This is a genomic window from Stakelama flava, assembly GCF_019351405.1.
Taxonomy (GTDB): Bacteria; Pseudomonadota; Alphaproteobacteria; order Sphingomonadales; family Sphingomonadaceae; genus Sphingomonas; species Sphingomonas flava_A.
Genome location: NZ_JAHWZX010000004.1, coordinates 148,293 through 163,457 on the forward strand (window position 1 = coordinate 148,293; position 15,165 = coordinate 163,457).

Annotated in this window: 12 protein-coding genes; 5 read left to right on the plus strand and 7 right to left on the minus strand. The window is 63.5% G+C overall.

Features of this window, described 5'->3' with window-relative positions; all coding sequences use genetic code 11:
• The first annotated feature begins 173 nt into the window (after positions 1–173).
• Positions 174–533 carry a flagellar biosynthesis regulator FlaF gene (flaF, locus tag KY084_RS06045; RefSeq protein ID WP_219237542.1) on the plus strand — a complete coding sequence of 120 codons (360 nt, stop codon included), beginning with the start codon at positions 174–176 and terminating at the stop codon, positions 531–533.
• Positions 534–557: 24 nt separating this feature from the next.
• On the opposite strand, the gene KY084_RS06050 is transcribed toward flaF, so the two are convergent.
• From KY084_RS06050 to KY084_RS06080, 7 genes are all read right to left on the minus strand, one after another.
• Positions 558–1,175 carry a response regulator transcription factor gene (locus KY084_RS06050; RefSeq protein ID WP_219237543.1) on the minus strand — a complete coding sequence of 206 codons (618 nt, stop codon included), beginning with the start codon at positions 1,173–1,175 and terminating at the stop codon, positions 558–560.
• Positions 1,172–3,811, minus strand: a complete 2,640-nt coding sequence (locus KY084_RS06055; protein ID WP_219237544.1) for a PAS domain S-box protein — start codon at positions 3,809–3,811, stop codon at positions 1,172–1,174. The genes KY084_RS06050 and KY084_RS06055 overlap by 4 nt, the downstream gene beginning before the upstream one ends.
• 306 nt (positions 3,812–4,117) lie before the next feature.
• Positions 4,118–5,128 (minus strand): sigma-70 family RNA polymerase sigma factor, encoded by a 1,011-nt coding sequence (locus tag KY084_RS06060; protein ID WP_219237545.1) that lies wholly within the window; start codon positions 5,126–5,128, stop codon positions 4,118–4,120.
• 375 nt (positions 5,129–5,503) lie between these two features.
• Positions 5,504–6,427 carry a lysozyme family protein gene (locus KY084_RS06065; RefSeq protein WP_219237546.1) on the minus strand — a complete coding sequence of 308 codons (924 nt, stop codon included), beginning with the start codon at positions 6,425–6,427 and terminating at the stop codon, positions 5,504–5,506.
• Complete coding sequence (locus tag KY084_RS06070) at positions 6,424–6,864, minus strand: hypothetical protein (protein ID WP_219237547.1); 441 nt, start codon at positions 6,862–6,864, stop codon at positions 6,424–6,426. The genes KY084_RS06065 and KY084_RS06070 overlap by 4 nt, the downstream gene beginning before the upstream one ends.
• The gene (gene fliI / locus KY084_RS06075) at positions 6,848–8,185 is read right to left on the minus strand and encodes a flagellar protein export ATPase FliI (protein ID WP_219237548.1); all 1,338 of its coding nucleotides are present in this window, start codon (positions 8,183–8,185) and stop codon (positions 6,848–6,850) included. Before fliI ends, KY084_RS06070 begins: the two co-directional genes overlap by 17 nt.
• A 10-nt stretch (positions 8,186–8,195) precedes the next feature.
• Positions 8,196–8,588: a flagellar biosynthesis repressor FlbT gene (locus KY084_RS06080; protein ID WP_219237549.1), complete on the minus strand. Its 393-nt coding sequence runs from the start codon at positions 8,586–8,588 to the stop codon at positions 8,196–8,198.
• 185 nt (positions 8,589–8,773) lie between these two features.
• Here KY084_RS06080 and flgE point away from each other — a divergent pair, with 185 nt between their 5' ends.
• The 4 genes from flgE to KY084_RS06100 all read left to right on the plus strand — a co-directional run bounded on the left by flgE (position 8,774) and on the right by KY084_RS06100 (position 15,149).
• Positions 8,774–10,078 (plus strand): flagellar hook protein FlgE, encoded by a 1,305-nt coding sequence (gene flgE / locus KY084_RS06085; RefSeq protein WP_219237550.1) that lies wholly within the window; start codon positions 8,774–8,776, stop codon positions 10,076–10,078.
• Between the two features lie 31 nt (positions 10,079–10,109).
• Positions 10,110–12,209: a flagellar hook-associated protein FlgK gene (locus tag KY084_RS06090; RefSeq protein WP_219237551.1), complete on the plus strand. Its 2,100-nt coding sequence runs from the start codon at positions 10,110–10,112 to the stop codon at positions 12,207–12,209.
• A gap of 11 nt (positions 12,210–12,220) precedes the next feature.
• The gene (locus tag KY084_RS06095) at positions 12,221–13,123 is read left to right on the plus strand and encodes a flagellin (protein ID WP_219237552.1); all 903 of its coding nucleotides are present in this window, start codon (positions 12,221–12,223) and stop codon (positions 13,121–13,123) included.
• A gap of 76 nt (positions 13,124–13,199) precedes the next feature.
• A complete protein-coding gene (locus KY084_RS06100) occupies positions 13,200–15,149 on the plus strand; it encodes a methyl-accepting chemotaxis protein (protein WP_219237553.1) in 1,950 nt (649 codons plus the stop codon).
• The last annotated feature ends 16 nt before the right edge of the window (positions 15,150–15,165 follow it).

Sequence of the window (15,165 nt, forward strand, 5' to 3'; positions counted from 1 at the left end):
TACGCCGTCAAGCGTCGATAGCTGGGATTATAGGACGGGGCGGCAATGCCCGGACGCGGGCGTCATGCTTTTGGTGCGCCCGCGAATTAACTGTTGTGATCGCTGTGTGTCCGCGGCGACCGGCGGGGGCGAGCGTCCTCTAGAATAGGGGCTGAGGCCAACGAGGAAGGTTCATGTCGCTCAACGCCTATCAACGCACCCGCACTTTGGCCGAAACCCCGCGCGCAACCGAGCGTCGCCTGATTGGTCAGATTACCGGCGAATTGTTCAGCGCACACGAAGCGGGGCTGACCGGTGCGCGGCTGATGCCTGCGCTGCATCGCAATCGTGAAATGTGGAACACCTTCGCCGCGCTTTGCGGTGGGCCGGGCAATACCTTGCCGGACGAAGTGCGCGCGTCGATCGTTTCGATCGGCTTGTGGGTCGACCGCTATACCAGCAAGGTCGTTTCGGGCGAGGAATCGATCGAACCGCTGATCGACGTCAACCGTTCGATTCTGGAAGGCCTGTCGGAAGAAGTGCTCGCGGCCTGACGGTTCGCGGGCTGGCCCGTCCGTTCAGGGGACGGGCACCATTCCCGCGGCGAAGGCAACGCGCAGCGCTTCCGAAAGACTGCCAACGCCCAGCTTTTCCATCATGTTCGCGCGATAGATTTCAACTGTGCGCGGCGACAGGTCGAGATCGTGGGCGATCACCTTGTTCGCGCGGCCTTCGATCAGGCCCATCAACACGTCGCGCTCGCGCGGGCTGAGCCGATCGATCCGGTCGGTCGCGGCCTTCAGCCGTTCCTGCTGCCCTGTATCGCTTTCGAACCGTTTGAACGCTGCTTCGACGACGCGCAGCAGGTGATAGGGATCATAGGGCTTTTCCAGAAAATCGACTGCGCCGGCCTTCATCGCCTGAACCGCGACCGAGACATCGCCCTGGCCGGTCAGGATCACTGCCGCGAAACGGGAACGCTGTTCGCCGAGCAGGCGGAGCACGTCCAGCCCGTTGCTGCCGGGCATATGATAGTCGAGCAACAGGACGCCGCCATCCTCCGGCTCGATACTTTCCAGAAAATCGTCGCCCGATCGAAAGACGCGAATCTGATGTTCGGGTCTTTCCGACAGCAGCCCCTGCAGCGAACCGCGTACCGGATCGTCGTCGTCAACGATGTAGACGCTACGCATCATGCCGACACCTCCTCTTTTTCCACACGGGGCAATGTGAAACGAAACCGTGCCCCCCCTTCCGGTTTGTTTTCGGCGCTCAACGTGCCGCCATGCGCTTCTACGATGCGGCGACAGATTGAAAGGCCGATCCCCATGCCGCTTTCGCCCTTGGTTGTCTTGAACGGCATATAGATTTCGTTGAGCACTTCCTGCGCGATCCCCGGCCCGCTATCACTTACGCTCAGTTCCAGCATTTCGTTGTCGAGCGAACGCGAACCAATTGTGATGACGCGATGTTCGCGCGGCACGCCCGCGACCGCGTCCATGCTGTTGCGCAGCAGATTGACCAATACCTGCTGCACCTGAATGCGATCGCCCAGCATATACAATGCGCTGTCGGATAAATCATATTCGATATCAATACCCAAGCGGTCATAGCCGGTAAGGACCAGCGTCGTCGCCTCCTCGATCACCGAATGGACCAGTTCGACGCGGCTGTCGGTCTCACGCTTCGACGCGAAGTCGCGCATGCGCCGGATGATCTGGCCCGCACGCAGCGATTGCTGCCGGGCGGCGCCCAGCTGTGCGCGAAGCCTGCTGCGCTTCAACTGGTCGTCGTCGAGCATCATTTCGGCGGTGGCCATGTAATTGGCGATCGCAGAGAGCGGCTGATTGATTTCGTGCGCCAGACCGGCGGCGAGCTCGCCCATCGCGTTCAGCCGACCGACATGCGTCAGTTCGCTGCGAAGATTGTCGAGCCGCTCTTCGTTCTTCAGCCGGTCGGAAATGTCCTGAACGAAGGCGGTGAAAACGCGCGTGTCGCTGTAGCGCGCTTCGCCGACCCGCACCTCCACCGGTATCTGGTGGCCATCGGCATGAACGGCGGTCATCATCCGCTGCGCGCCGATCATTCGCCGCTCTCCGCTTTCCAAAAAGCGCGCAAGGCCGTCCTGATAGCTGCCCAGATGAATGTCCGCGATCAACACCGACACGTTCTTGCCCACCGCCACCGCCGCCGAATAGCCGAACAGCTGCTCCGCCGCCTTGCTGAAGGTCAGGATGACGCCATGTTCGTCGATCACGATCATCGCGCTGGGAACCGTATCGAGGATCGAGCGCAGTTGCGCTTCGCGCGCCGCCAGCTGCGCTTCGCGATCGACGCGCGCGGTAACGTCGATATTGACGCCGATCGTTCGCTCCAGACGGCCGTTTTCATCGTAGAAACAGCGCGCCGACCCTTCGACGGCGCGAACCTCTCCCGACGGCAGGCTCAGCCGGTAGAAGAAGGAAAAACGTTCCGCCTTGGCCCAGATCGTTGCTTCGATGCGCTTGTCGAGCTCCTCCAGATCGGCCGGGAAGCAGAGCGCGCGCCAGCTTGCATATTCGGTCATGGTTCCGGCCGGAACGCCAAGCTGGGTTTCTGTGTCGTTGATCCAGCGCAGCCTGTCGTGTTTGGCGGTCCATTCGAAGATAGCGATGGCGTGCGCTTCCGCCGCCAGCGTAAGTCGCGCGTCACTGTCGCGCAGCGCCACTTCGGTCGCCACGCGCTGGCTGATATCGGTCATCGAAAGAACCGTGACCTGCTGTTCCGTATGGTCTTCCGTGACCAGCCGGCGTTCGAGGATGTGAAGCTTCGCACCGTCGCGATGTTGTTCGATCAATTCATTTTCAATCGCGCTATCGCTCGAGTGCATACGCTCCTGATCGTCGATCCCCTGTGATTGCAGCAGCGCCGATTTGACCTTTCCCAGCGCCTCTTTCGCCGACCAGCCGTACAGCATCTCGCACCCGCGCGACCAATGGACGATGCGACCATCGCCGTCGACCAGGGCGATCGGCGTCAGATCGGCGACCCGCGCAAACGCCCGCGCGGTGGAACGTTCGTCGGCGAGAAGGCGGAATATCCAAAGCATCAGAATGCCCAGAACCGCCGTCTGGGTGACCATGGTGACGATCAGAATCCAGCGAGCCGGTTCCAGCATGAAAATGATGAGGTCGAGAAGCCCGACAAAGCACGGCACGGCAAGTAGCAGCGGCACCGCCCGGCCCGCGCCGAGCCGCCGCCCGCGATTTTCCTGATAATCGATCGCGCGTCGCGATGCGAGCATCAGCAGGCCGATCGTCATCAGGACGAGCGCGACGGCATTGCCCGGCGGCACGATCATGACAAAATCTGGAAAGGGGAGCAGGCGCTGCTCGATCGATTTGACCGCAGCAACGGTTACCGGACCGGAGGCAACGGTCGCGCATAGCGTGGCAAGGCCCATGACCAGCGGGGTCCGGCCGGACGCGAGCCATATGCCAAGGGTGAGCGGCCCGATCATCAGCGCGAAAAGCAACCGGTATATGCTGGTGGTGTCGAAGGATAAGGCGACCGCCAGATTGGTCGCGGCGACTGCGCAGGCAAAGCCGCAAAGCACGGCGATACTCCACACCGGCCATTTGCGATCCACCCCCAGCAAGGCGACGCCAAGCGCCCATACAGAGGCGCAACGCAGCGGAACATCCCAGACGTGCAATGCACCGAAGGAACTGAGGGTCGCGTCGGGTGAAAAGGTTGCAAAAAGCTGCACGGTCGCCGCAGCGATAGCCGCCAGGGCCAGATACGATACCGGCCGAACAGTGTGATTCGTCGTCCAGGTCAGGCGCGCTTCCATTCGGGTCGTGCTTCGTTCTACCGTGCAATTTACGCGATTAACGCATAACTGCCAGAAAAAACTAATCCATCCTAGATAATTAGACGGGTTAGGTTAATCTGATTGTAAATAGCGGGCGGCGTGGGCGTCTCTTCCGGCCGACGAAAGAACTGGAAAGGAAAGCGCGGCCTGGTTCGTGCTGTCGAGGCAGGGAACCGGTTATCCTGCGGACCTGCTCATAGTGTCAGGGAATGCCCGATCAACAACAAAAACTGCCCGCTTCGGCAGGGGGCCGAAGCGGGCAGTCTTCCCGAACGGGAAAAGTGGTTAGTTCAACCGCGAGCGGGCGGCGGGGAAGGCGTCGGCCATGGGGAGGGCGACGCGCGCGCCTTCCATGTCGGTGGCCTCCACCACCATGACGCGGGTTCCCTGTGAATTGACGGCATCGGGCAGCAGAGACTGACGCGTTTCGATCCGGTCGGTGTCGCGGCGACGCGGTTGCGGCTTGCGACGTTCGAACATGCCGCCGAAGCGTTCGTCGGTTTCGGCAATCTTGGCGATGGTCTTGGCCGCACGCTTGGCGACCTGGCGAAGCCGTTCGCGTTCCTGCGGATCGTCGGTCATGTCCGACAGATCGTCGTTCAGCCGATGCGCAACGATTTCGCGCTGGCTGGCCAGTCGCTCTTCCAGTTCGGCCAGCTCGTCGGCATCGATGCCGCCCTTGGCGCGGAACCGGGGCAGCGAGGAGTCGTCGTTCTGGCGCGAACGCTGGTTACGGGCGCGGCGGCGAAGCTGGTCAAGGCCCACCTCACGCAGATGTTCGACATAGGCGTCGAGCAGCGCTTCGCGGGTATTGTCGGCGAGATGCTCTGCCGCCGCCGCTTCGGTGCGTTCCAGCGCATCCTCATCCTCTACCATGCTTTCCAGCGAGGTGGTTTCGCCATCGTCGCCGGTTGCGGTGGCGTGCAGCGAAACGGTGGTGGCATCGACCTTCTTCGCCGACGGGCGCTGATCGGTCATGACGCGGAAGCGAAGGCTCTGCAATTCGCCGCGAAGCTGCCAGTTGACGAAGGTCGTGAACTGCGCCTTCGAAGGGTCATAGGCCTGGATCGCGCGGTGCACGCCGATGGCGCAGCACTGTTCGGCATCGTCCCAATGCGCGATCAGGCCGTACTGGCGAATGAAGTGACGGATGCGCGGGGCAACGAGGTCAAGAACCCTGGCGAAGGCGCGATCGGAAGCGACACGCTGGCGATTGGTCTGCTTTTCGCCGTCCTTCGGCAGATTGGCGATGACTTCGGCGACGGCAACTTCGAGGGCGGCGGTGATCTTCGACATTGAACTTTCCCCTGACATGATCCGGCGGAATGCGTTGCAGTCCGTCGGTAGGAGAAAGAATGGCGTCCCGGAATTAAGGGATATGAACTACCGCCCTATGGGGAATCACGCAGGACCATAGGTATTTATACAATGACCCGGTCGGCCAACCCGCAGTTTTTCGTGGATTTCGCCGATGGCGGCGAAATGCCTGCCTTAAAGAAATTAACGTCCCGACGTTCGGATTTCGCTGATTTCGACGTCGCATCGGACGCGGTCATTCAAAAATCCGAATCACCGCGCGTCACAAAAGAAACACAGGCGATGGATCATTATAGTAGATTACCGGAAGTCGGGGCGCGGGCCGGGAAAATTCAGCAAATTGGTTGCCGAATATCAGGCGTAACGCTGCGGCTGGACCGAATTCGCGACATAGCCGCGCAGCCAGGCGCGATGCGCGACGCTGGCATCGCCCGCCGCGGCGATCGCCTGACGCGCCTTGCTGCTGCCGATCTGCGCGGCGAGCAGCGTGGCCGCGCGTTCGTCCGAAAGCCCGGTGGTGAGGAAGCGGATCGCGTCGCCGGGGCCAAGGTGGTGCGCGATGTATGCCGTGCGCGCCACGCTGGTCGCATCCGAACCAACCGTCACGCCCTTGCGTTCAAGCAGGTCCAGATTGCGGCTGGCGTAGTCGGCGATCGTCTGAATCGACGCGTCAGGATCATAGCGCAGGCGCAGCAGGTCCGATCGCGCGGCGGAGCGGATATTTCCGCTCGCATCGAGCCAGCCCCTGGCGGCGGCGGTCTTGTTCAGCCATGTGCCCGGCTGGCGCGCCATATCCTGCCAGGTGCCGCTGAGGAACTGGCCCAGTCCCGCCGCACTTGATCGCGGATTGCGCGAATAGGTGTTCCAGCGGCCGGACGAATCCTTTGCCGCTTCCGCATCGACGATCGCAGCGAGCGCGGTTTCGGGAACGCCGGTGCGCTGCGCCGCTGCCTCCAGCGTGCCGGCACGATCGGCATTGGCGCCCAGATTGAGCGACCCCGTTTGCGCGACGGCGGCAACCGGCTGAGTCATCACTGCGGCGCGCGGTTGCGGCCGGACGTCAGAGCCCGGCCGGTTCGCCGACACCAGCGCCACCATGCTCGCGAAATCCATGCCGCCGGCGGCGGGGCGGGGCGAATCATATTGGGATGAAAAATCGTCGCCATGGCCCAGTGCAGCCTGCCACAGGCGCTGCTGGACATCGGCCATCGCGGTGCGGTGGATAAGTTCGGCGCGCTTTGCCGGGGACAGCCGGTTGGCGTCTAGCGATTCGATCATGACAGGCGCTTTCTGTCTCGTGCATGGCGCATCGACCGGACGAACCGGGCGGCGACCACATCGTCGACAAGTTGCTGTTCCGCCCGGTCGCGGGCGCGCTCCGCCTCTTCGCGATACCGGTCGGCGGCGTTGCCGACAGCACGGATCGAGGCATATTGTTCGGCAGCCTTGTCGCGCAGTTCGGCGAGTTCGGCCTCCGCCGCGCACCGCTGTTCGTTCAGCATCGCGCGTTCGTTGCGCGCGCGCGCCAGATACGCGTCGGCGAACAGCATATGGTCGAGCGTCGCCAGCTTCTGTTCGTGCACGATCTGCCCTTCAAGCGCTTCGTGCAGCGACTGCATCTCATCCAGGCGCTGCGTCGCCGCGCCGATCACACGTTTCAGCGCGTCCATTTCATGTTCCAGCGCGCGCAGCGCGGCGTCATAGGGCGTCTTCATCGCCGCCCTCCACCAGTTGCGCCATCGTTGCAAACGCCTGTTTCATATCGCCGCGATCGCCCTTGCCCTGGGTCAGCAGCGTTTCGATGCGCGGGGCGATCGCCACGGCATTGTCGACATCGGGGTTCGATCCCGCCTTGTACGCGCCCAGCCGGACGATGTCCTCCATATCGGCATAGGTCGAAAGCACACGCCGAGCGGCAAGCCGGGTGTCGTTCTGCTCCGTTTCCAGGCAGTGGGGCAGGGTGCGCGATACCGATTTCAACAGGTCGATCGCCGGGTAGCGGCCGCGCTCGGCGATCCGGCGGGTGATGACGACATGCCCGTCCAATATGCCGCGAACCGCATCGGCGACGGGTTCATTGTGATCGTCGCCATCGACCAGCACGGTAAACAGTCCGGTGATCGATCCCTGACCGGGCAACCCCGGCCCCGCCCGTTCGAGCAGGCGCGGCAGTTCGGCAAACACGGTTGGGGTATAGCCCTTGGTCGCGGGCGGCTCTCCGCTCGCCAGCCCGATTTCGCGTTGGGCCATGGCGAAACGGGTAACCGAATCCATCAGGCACAGGACATTCAGCCCGCGATCGCGGAAATGTTCGGCGATTGCCATGGTCGTCCATGCCGCCTGACGCCGCATCAGCGCCGGTTCGTCGGAGGTTGCGACCACAACGACGCTGCGCGCCAGTCCTTCGGGGCCAAGATCGTCCTCGACAAATTCCTGCACTTCGCGTCCGCGCTCACCGATCAGGCCGATTACCGCGACGTCGCATTCGGTCCAGCGCGCCAGCATTGACAGAAGCACGGACTTGCCGACCCCTGATCCGGCGAACAGGCCAAGCCGCTGGCCGCGGCACAGCGGTACGAACAGGTCGAGCGAGCGAACCCCGGTTTCGATCCGGCGGCCGACGCGCGCGCGCGCGGCGGCGGCGGGTGGCGATGCCTTGATCGGTTGCGGCTCCGGACCGCGCGGAAGCGGCGGCTTGCCGTCTATCGGCCTACCAAGCCCGTCGACCATCCGCCCCAGCCAGCCATCGCACGGACGCACGGCGAAGCTGCTCGCTTCCAGCCAGGCGGCGGTTCCGACCATCAGGCCCTGCGGGTCGCTGAAGGGAAGGCATTGCGCCAGTCCCGATTCAAAGCCGGTGACTTCGGCGGCAAGCACGCCCGATCCGGTTTCGATCGACATGCGCGATCCGATCTGCGCCGCGCCGCCAAGTCCCTCCACTTCGATCAGTGCGCCGCGCACTGACACGACCCTGCCATGGCGCAGGTCGAGCGGCAGCGAACCGATGGCGCGTGCGGCGGAGGCAAGCGTTTGCATGCGGCGATGCTCAGGCGGCGACGGTGTTGCTGTTGGCGGCCTGTTCATGCGCGATCAGCGCGCGGCACTGGGCCAGACCCTTGTAATAATCGCCGACCGCCACATGATTGGCGAACGCGACGCATGCCGCCTTCGCCGCGATGTCGTCGAGCGTGGGCATCAGCAGGCGAAGCGCATCGATGATCGAATCGCGATGTTTTTCGCTATCCTCGCCGATATACGCCATCATGCACGCGAAATAGAGCTGCTTGGCCGGGGTGTCGGCCTCTTCGGGCGTCATGATTTCGCGACCGCGCAGCAGCGCCGCCTGGTTCTCGACGATCAGGTCGGTACGGCCCGAAGCGCGCAGCAAAGCGCCGTTGATGATAAGCGCTTCACCGTCGCGCAGGGAAATACGAAGCATTGCAGCCTCCAGACAAATCAGATGCGTTTGCCCTGTTATAGAAGCCTGCTGCCCGCCCCCGACGCGCAGGGCGGAAAAAATTGCCGGGTATATTTTTTGCGTATCGCTTCGGACCGGTCGCCCCGCGCGCCTCCTATCATGGGAAACGACGCGCCATTGTGGGCGCAGATGACGGGAGATCCCTCTTGAGCCTTTATTCGGCCCTGTACGCCGGTGTGTCCGGTCTGAGCGCGGAATCATTCGCAATGGCCGCGGTTGCGGACAACATCACCAACATCAACACCGTCGGGTACAAGGGGACGGACACCCAGTTCCGCACCCTGGTGACCGACAGCGGATTGAAGAGCAGCTATTCGGCGGGCGGCGTCGCTGCATCGCCCCAGGCGCTGATTTCGAAACAGGGCCTGCTACAGGCTTCGTCCAACTCAACCGATCTGGGGATCGAGGGCGCGGGCTTCTTCGTCACCCGCACCGGTCCGGACGCCAATGCCGATGTCGCCTTTACCCGGGCGGGATCGTTCAAGCCCGATGAATCGGGTTATCTGCGCAACGCATCCGGCCTGTATCTGATGGGCTGGCGGCTCGACGCGGAGGGCGGTTTCACCAATACCGGCAATATCAACGGCCTCGAAGCGGTGCGCGTGAGCGACCTGACCGGATCGGCGGCCGCCACGTCCAGCATCGACATTCGCGCCAACCTGCAATCGTCGGCCGAAGCACTCGCCACTCCGTATAATGCCGGGGACATGGCGACCGGCGCGGTCGAACCGACCTTCAGCCGCTCGTTCGATGTGTATGACGCCCAGGGCGGCACCCATCGCGTCACCATGTCGTTCGTGAAAACGGGCGCGAATCAGTGGCAGGGCGAAGTCTATGCCGATCCGTCGGAAGTCACCGCGGCGAACGGCCTGCTCGCCAGCGGCGAAATCCGCTTCAATTCGGACGGCAGCCCGATCATCGACGACACGCAATATACCTCGGCGATGTTTGATCCGCTGGCGATCAACTGGACCAACGGTGCCGGTGCGCAGACGATCAACATGGGCCTCGGCACCAATGGCGGCCTTAGCGGCCTTAGCCAGTTCGGTTCGGAATCGGCGCTGATTACGTCGGATGTCGACGGCGGAATGCTGGGCACGATTTCTTCGGTGCAGGTTTCCGACGACGGCGTGGTGAGCGCGGTGTTCGACAATGGCGTCACGCGCGACGTGTTCCAGCTGCCTATTGCCACCTTCGCCAATCCCGACGGCCTGACCCGCATGTCCGGCAACGCCTACATGGTTTCGGATCAGTCGGGCGCCTATGCGATCAACCGGCCCGGCGCGCTGGGTTCGGGCGTCGTGCGCGCGGGAACGCTGGAAGCCTCCACGGTCGATCTGGCCGAGGAATTCAGCAACATGATCCGCTTCCAGCGGGCGTATAGCGCATCGTCGAAGATCATCACCACGGTCGACGACATGCTTCAGGAAGTCAGCAACCTGAAGCGCTGATGCGTTTCGGTTAGGATAGGGGACGCCGTCAGTGTCGCTGAATGACATTTTGGGATCGGCACTGTCGGGACTGGGCGCAGCGCAGTCCGGGCTGCGGACGGTTTCCACCAACATCGCCAATGTCGGCACCCCCGGTTACGCCCGCGAACGCGTGACGCAGGCGGCCGGGGTTACCGCCGGACGGGTAAGCGGCGTCGTCGTGAGCCAGCCCGAGCGGGTCGCCGACCGTTTTCTGGAAGCAGCCGCCTATATGCGCGCGACCGAGGTGGGACTGACCGAGGCGCGGTCGGACTATCTCGACCGTGCGCAGGCGCTGCTCGGCGCGCCGGGTTCGGAATCGAGCCTTCCGGCCCGGCTCGACGCGATCTCGTCCGCCGCGATCGCAATGACCGGCTCGCTTGGCGCGAGCCAGAATGCGGCCGATTTCGTCGCCAAGACAAGCGATTCGATTGCATCGATGCAGCAGCTCGACAGCGATATCGAAAGCCTCACGAGCGATGCCGATCAGGAAGTGGGCAGCACGGTAGAGCGGATCAATACGCTGCTTTCGCGCATCTACGACTTGAACTCCACCGTTTCGCGCCTTGACGGGCTGGGCAAGACGTCCGCCGGTTCGGTCGATCAGCGCAATGCCGCCGTCGAGGAATTGAGCAGCCTGATGGCGGTCAATGTCCGCCTGCAACCCAATGGCCGGGTCAATATCGACACTGCCGGCGGCGCGCCGCTGATCGACAGTCGTCTGCGGCTGCTGTCCTACCCCAATGGCGGGGCGGGAAGCGCGCAGCCGGGCCATCCGGGGATCGAGATACGCTTTGCCGATTCCGCCGGTGGCCTTGGCGTCGCTACCGGCGATCGGATCGAATCCTCGGCGACCGGCGGCAAGCTTGGCGGGCTGCTCGACCTGAGGGACCGAACGCTGCCCGCGCTTCGCGAACAGATGGGCAGCCTGTTTACGGGCCTTGCCCGCACGCTGAACGAAGCGTCGAACGCTGCCAGCGCGGTTCCCGCGCCGTCGCAACTGGTCGGGGCGAATACACCATTCGCGTCGAGCGATCGGCTGGGCTTTACCGGCAGCACCGTCTTCGCGGTCACTGCCGCCGACGGGACCGTGACCGCGAAAACCACGGTGGATTTCGACTCGCTCGGCACGGGCGCTACGATCGCCGATGCCGTTGCCGCCATCAATGCAGGGCTGGGCGGCGCGGGCACCGCGACATTCGCCAACGGAACGCTTTCGATTTCCGCGAATGGAACGGGGCAGGGCATTGCGGTCGCCGACGACCCGGATAATCCCGCGCAGCGGGCAGGGGTCGGCTTCTCGCAATTCTTCGGGCTTAACGACCTTATTCGCAGCGATGACGGCATTTTGGCGCCGACCGGCTTAACCGCCGCCGACCCGCATGGCTTTTCCGATGGTCAGACCGTCGGCATCGAATTGCGCGACGGAAGCGGGCGAATTCTAGCGCAAACGACGCTGACCCCGACAGGCGGCGGCACGATGGGCGATCTGCTCGACGATCTGAACAGCGGTCCGATGGGACAATATGGCAGTTTCCGGATCGACGATGCAGGCCGGTTCCGGTTCGAAGCCAATGCCGCGTTTGCCGGATCGACTATTTCGGTTCCGGTCGATTCGACCGACCGCCTGGGCACCGGCGCATCTTTTTCGATGATTTCGGGGTTGAGCGGTCTTTCCTCCGGCCTCCGCTCGGGCGAAGTGCGGACCGACATCCGCAACGACACCAGCCGCTTGCCGCTCGCTTTTCTGGACACAAGCGCCGCCGTCGGCGCGAGCGCGCTCGGTTCGGCCGACACGCGCGGGGCGCAGGGCTATGCCGATGCGTTGTCGAATTCGGTCGATCTGGGCAAGGACGGCGTTCTGTCGCTGGAACGCTTTTCAAACCAGCTGCTCGGCAAGGCGGGAACCGAGGCGTCGCAAGCGCAGGACCGGCTGGCCGATGCCACTGCAAGGCGTGACGATGCCGTCAACCGCCGCGATAGCTATTCGGGCGTCAATATCGACGAGGAATTGTCGCAGATGGTCGTCCTGCAGAACAGCTATTCCGCCGCTGCCCGGGTAATGACCACCGCCAGCGAAATGTATCAGACGCTTATCGCGATGATGGGCTGAAAGGACCGGTAATGCGCGTCGCCACCATACCGTTGCAGAAAACCACGATGGACGCCATCCGGCGCAGCCAGGAGGCGCTGGCCGACACCCAAGCGCAGCTTTCCACGGGCAAAAAGGCACCCGACCTCGCGTCGCTCGGCACCGAAGCGGTTCGCACGCTTTCCGCACATTCGATGCTGGCGCGGCAGGAATCGCAAGGGCAGGTCGCGCAGCGGCTTGGCACCACCCTGTCGCTGTACGATGCGAATATCAGTTCAATCGAAGAACAGGGCATGGACCTGAGCCAGCGCTTGCTGACCGCGATCGGCACGCGCGAAGGCGCGGGTCTGGGCGAAGCGATAGAGTCGGCATTCGCGCAGGTGCGAAGCGCGCTGAATGGCGAAGAAGCGGGAATCCCGCTCTTCGGTGGCGGTAGCGACAGCGCGCCGTTCAAACCGCAAAAGCTCGAAGACCTTGTCGGCCTCGATCTGTCAGACGCCTTTACCAACGGTAATGCGCGCGCAACCGCGCGGGTCGGCGACCGGCTGGACATGGAATATGGCGTGCTCGCCAGCGATCTTGGCACCGGCATGATGAAGGCGTTTGCGACGCTGGCCGCTGCCGGGCCGTTCGGCGACACGATCACCGAGGAACAGTCGGCGGCGCTCGCCGAGGCGCATACCCAGCTTGAATCCGCGCTCACCAATGTGCGCGCGATCAACGCGGACAATGGCCGCCGCCAGGCCCAGGCCGAAACGCTGGTGACCCGATCGGACGAACGCGCACTGGTACTGCAGGACGTGATTAGCAGGAACGAGGATGCCGATCTGGGGCAGGTGGCAATCGACCTTGCCCAGCAGCAGACCGTTCTGAAGGCAAGCTATTCGGTGTTCAGCCAGCTCAACAGCCTCACGCTGCTCGATTATCTGCGCTGATCGTCTGATTTCCGGCGCGACCGCCGGACTGTCGATACCCGCGGCCCTGATCTGATTTGAAAGAAAGAATCCTCTGATGAAGCGATTCAACGACCTTCGCATTGCCGCGAAAATCGCGATATTGATGATCATGCTGGGCGGCGTGACGCTGTTCGCCGTTTTCAATGGCGTCAGCAAATTGCGAAGCGTCGACGCCGGGTACAACAGGCTTGTCGCGGTCACCCTGCCCGACAACACCGAACTTGCGCGTTCGCGTCAGGTCGTTACCGAAATGATGTATGCCGGCTATCAAATCGTGACGCATGCCGGCGACGACGTCGCGGCGCGAAACGCCGCCGAACGCGAGCAACGCGCCTATGACGAGGCGCGACGTCGGCTCGGCGATATGAAGATAGCGGAGCCGGATGCGGCCGCGGCGATTGATCCGGTATTGGGCAAGATCGAAACGCTCCATGGACTTATCCGGCAGAGCGCGGAACATGCGATGCGCGGAGACGCAGCCTATGCCCGCCGCGAACTGGCGAAGGCGGATGCGAGCGCGGATGAGATTCTGGGCGACCTGCGCGTTTACACCAACCAGCGCGTCGAAGCGGGCGAGACGCAGTCGCGCGGGCTTTCCAGCGCTGCGGCGAGCACCGTTTACAGCCTGCTGATCGTCGGTATTCTGGGCACCGTCGTCGCGGTCGGGGCGGGCGTGTTTGTTGCCGCAAGGACAATTACCGGTCCGCTGAAGCGGCTGAGCACGACCATGCGCGAACTGTCGGGCGGAAACCACGACGTTACCGTGGGCGACACCAATCGCACTGATGAGGTCGGCGCGATGGCCAAGGCGGTTCTAGTCTTTCGCGACGCCGCGCAGGAACAGGCGCGATTGCAGGCAACAAAGCGCGCTGCCGACGAAGAGCAGCAGGCGGTGATCGAACGCGTGTCCGAACATCTGCATATCCTGGCGGGCGGCGACCTGTCGCGTCCGATCACGCAGAAGTTTCCGGAAAATTACGCCGCGCTGAAAAGCAACTACAACGCCGCGCTGGAATCGCTGCGTACCCTGATCGCCGAGGTGCTGGAAAGCGCGCGAACGATCGGCACGGGATCGCAGGAAATCCAGTCGGCTTCGGAGGATCTCGCCCGTCGGACCGAAAGCAACGCCGCATCGCTGGAGGAAACCACGGCCGCCGTAGCGCAGATTACCGACCGGCTTCAGGCGGGAGCCAAGGCCGGCGCCGGCACTGTTCGGCGCGCGGACCAGGCGATCGCCACCGTGGGCAGCGGACGCGAAACCGCCGAGGAGGCGGTTCAGTCGATGAGCCGGGTATCGGAAAGCGCCAAGGGCATCGACAGCGTGATCGAAGGGCTGGACAAAATCGCGTTCCAGACTCGCGTCCTTGCGATGAACGCTGCGGTCGAAGCGGGCCGGGCGGGAGAGGCGGGGCGCGGCTTCGCGGTCGTCGCCGATCTGGTGGGCCAGCTCGCCATGCGTTCGGAGGAGGAGGCCAAGCGGGCGCGCGAACAGCTTACCACCACGCAGACGGATGTGGAAATGGCGGTGACCGCCGTGCACAAGGTCGATGCGGCGTTGGTCGCGATTTCCGACGATGTCGGGTCGGTTCACGAAGCGCTGGGCGCGATGGCCGACGACAATACCGCTCAGGCGTCCGCCATTCAGCAGATTTCCGCCGCGATCGGATCGCTTGACGAAAGCACGCAGCAAAATGCCGCGATGGTTGAGGAAGCCTCCGCCGCCGCGCGCAACCTGAATTCCGAAGTCCGGATGATGTCGGGCAGGGCCGGGGCGTTCACATTGGGCGACACGCATGGAACACCGCAGCGCGGTCATGCACGCTCCGCCGCCGCCCTTCCGGCCGGACCGGCGGTCAATCGCCCCGCAGCGCCCGCCGCAAAGCGCGATGGCGCGAAACCGGTCAACGGCAAGGCGGTGTACCAGTCGCCGGTAAAGCCGCTTCCGGCAGAAGCGGTAAAGGCGCTCGTCGTTCGAAATAATGAGGATGACTGGGACGAATTCTGAGCGACGCTCCTCGCGC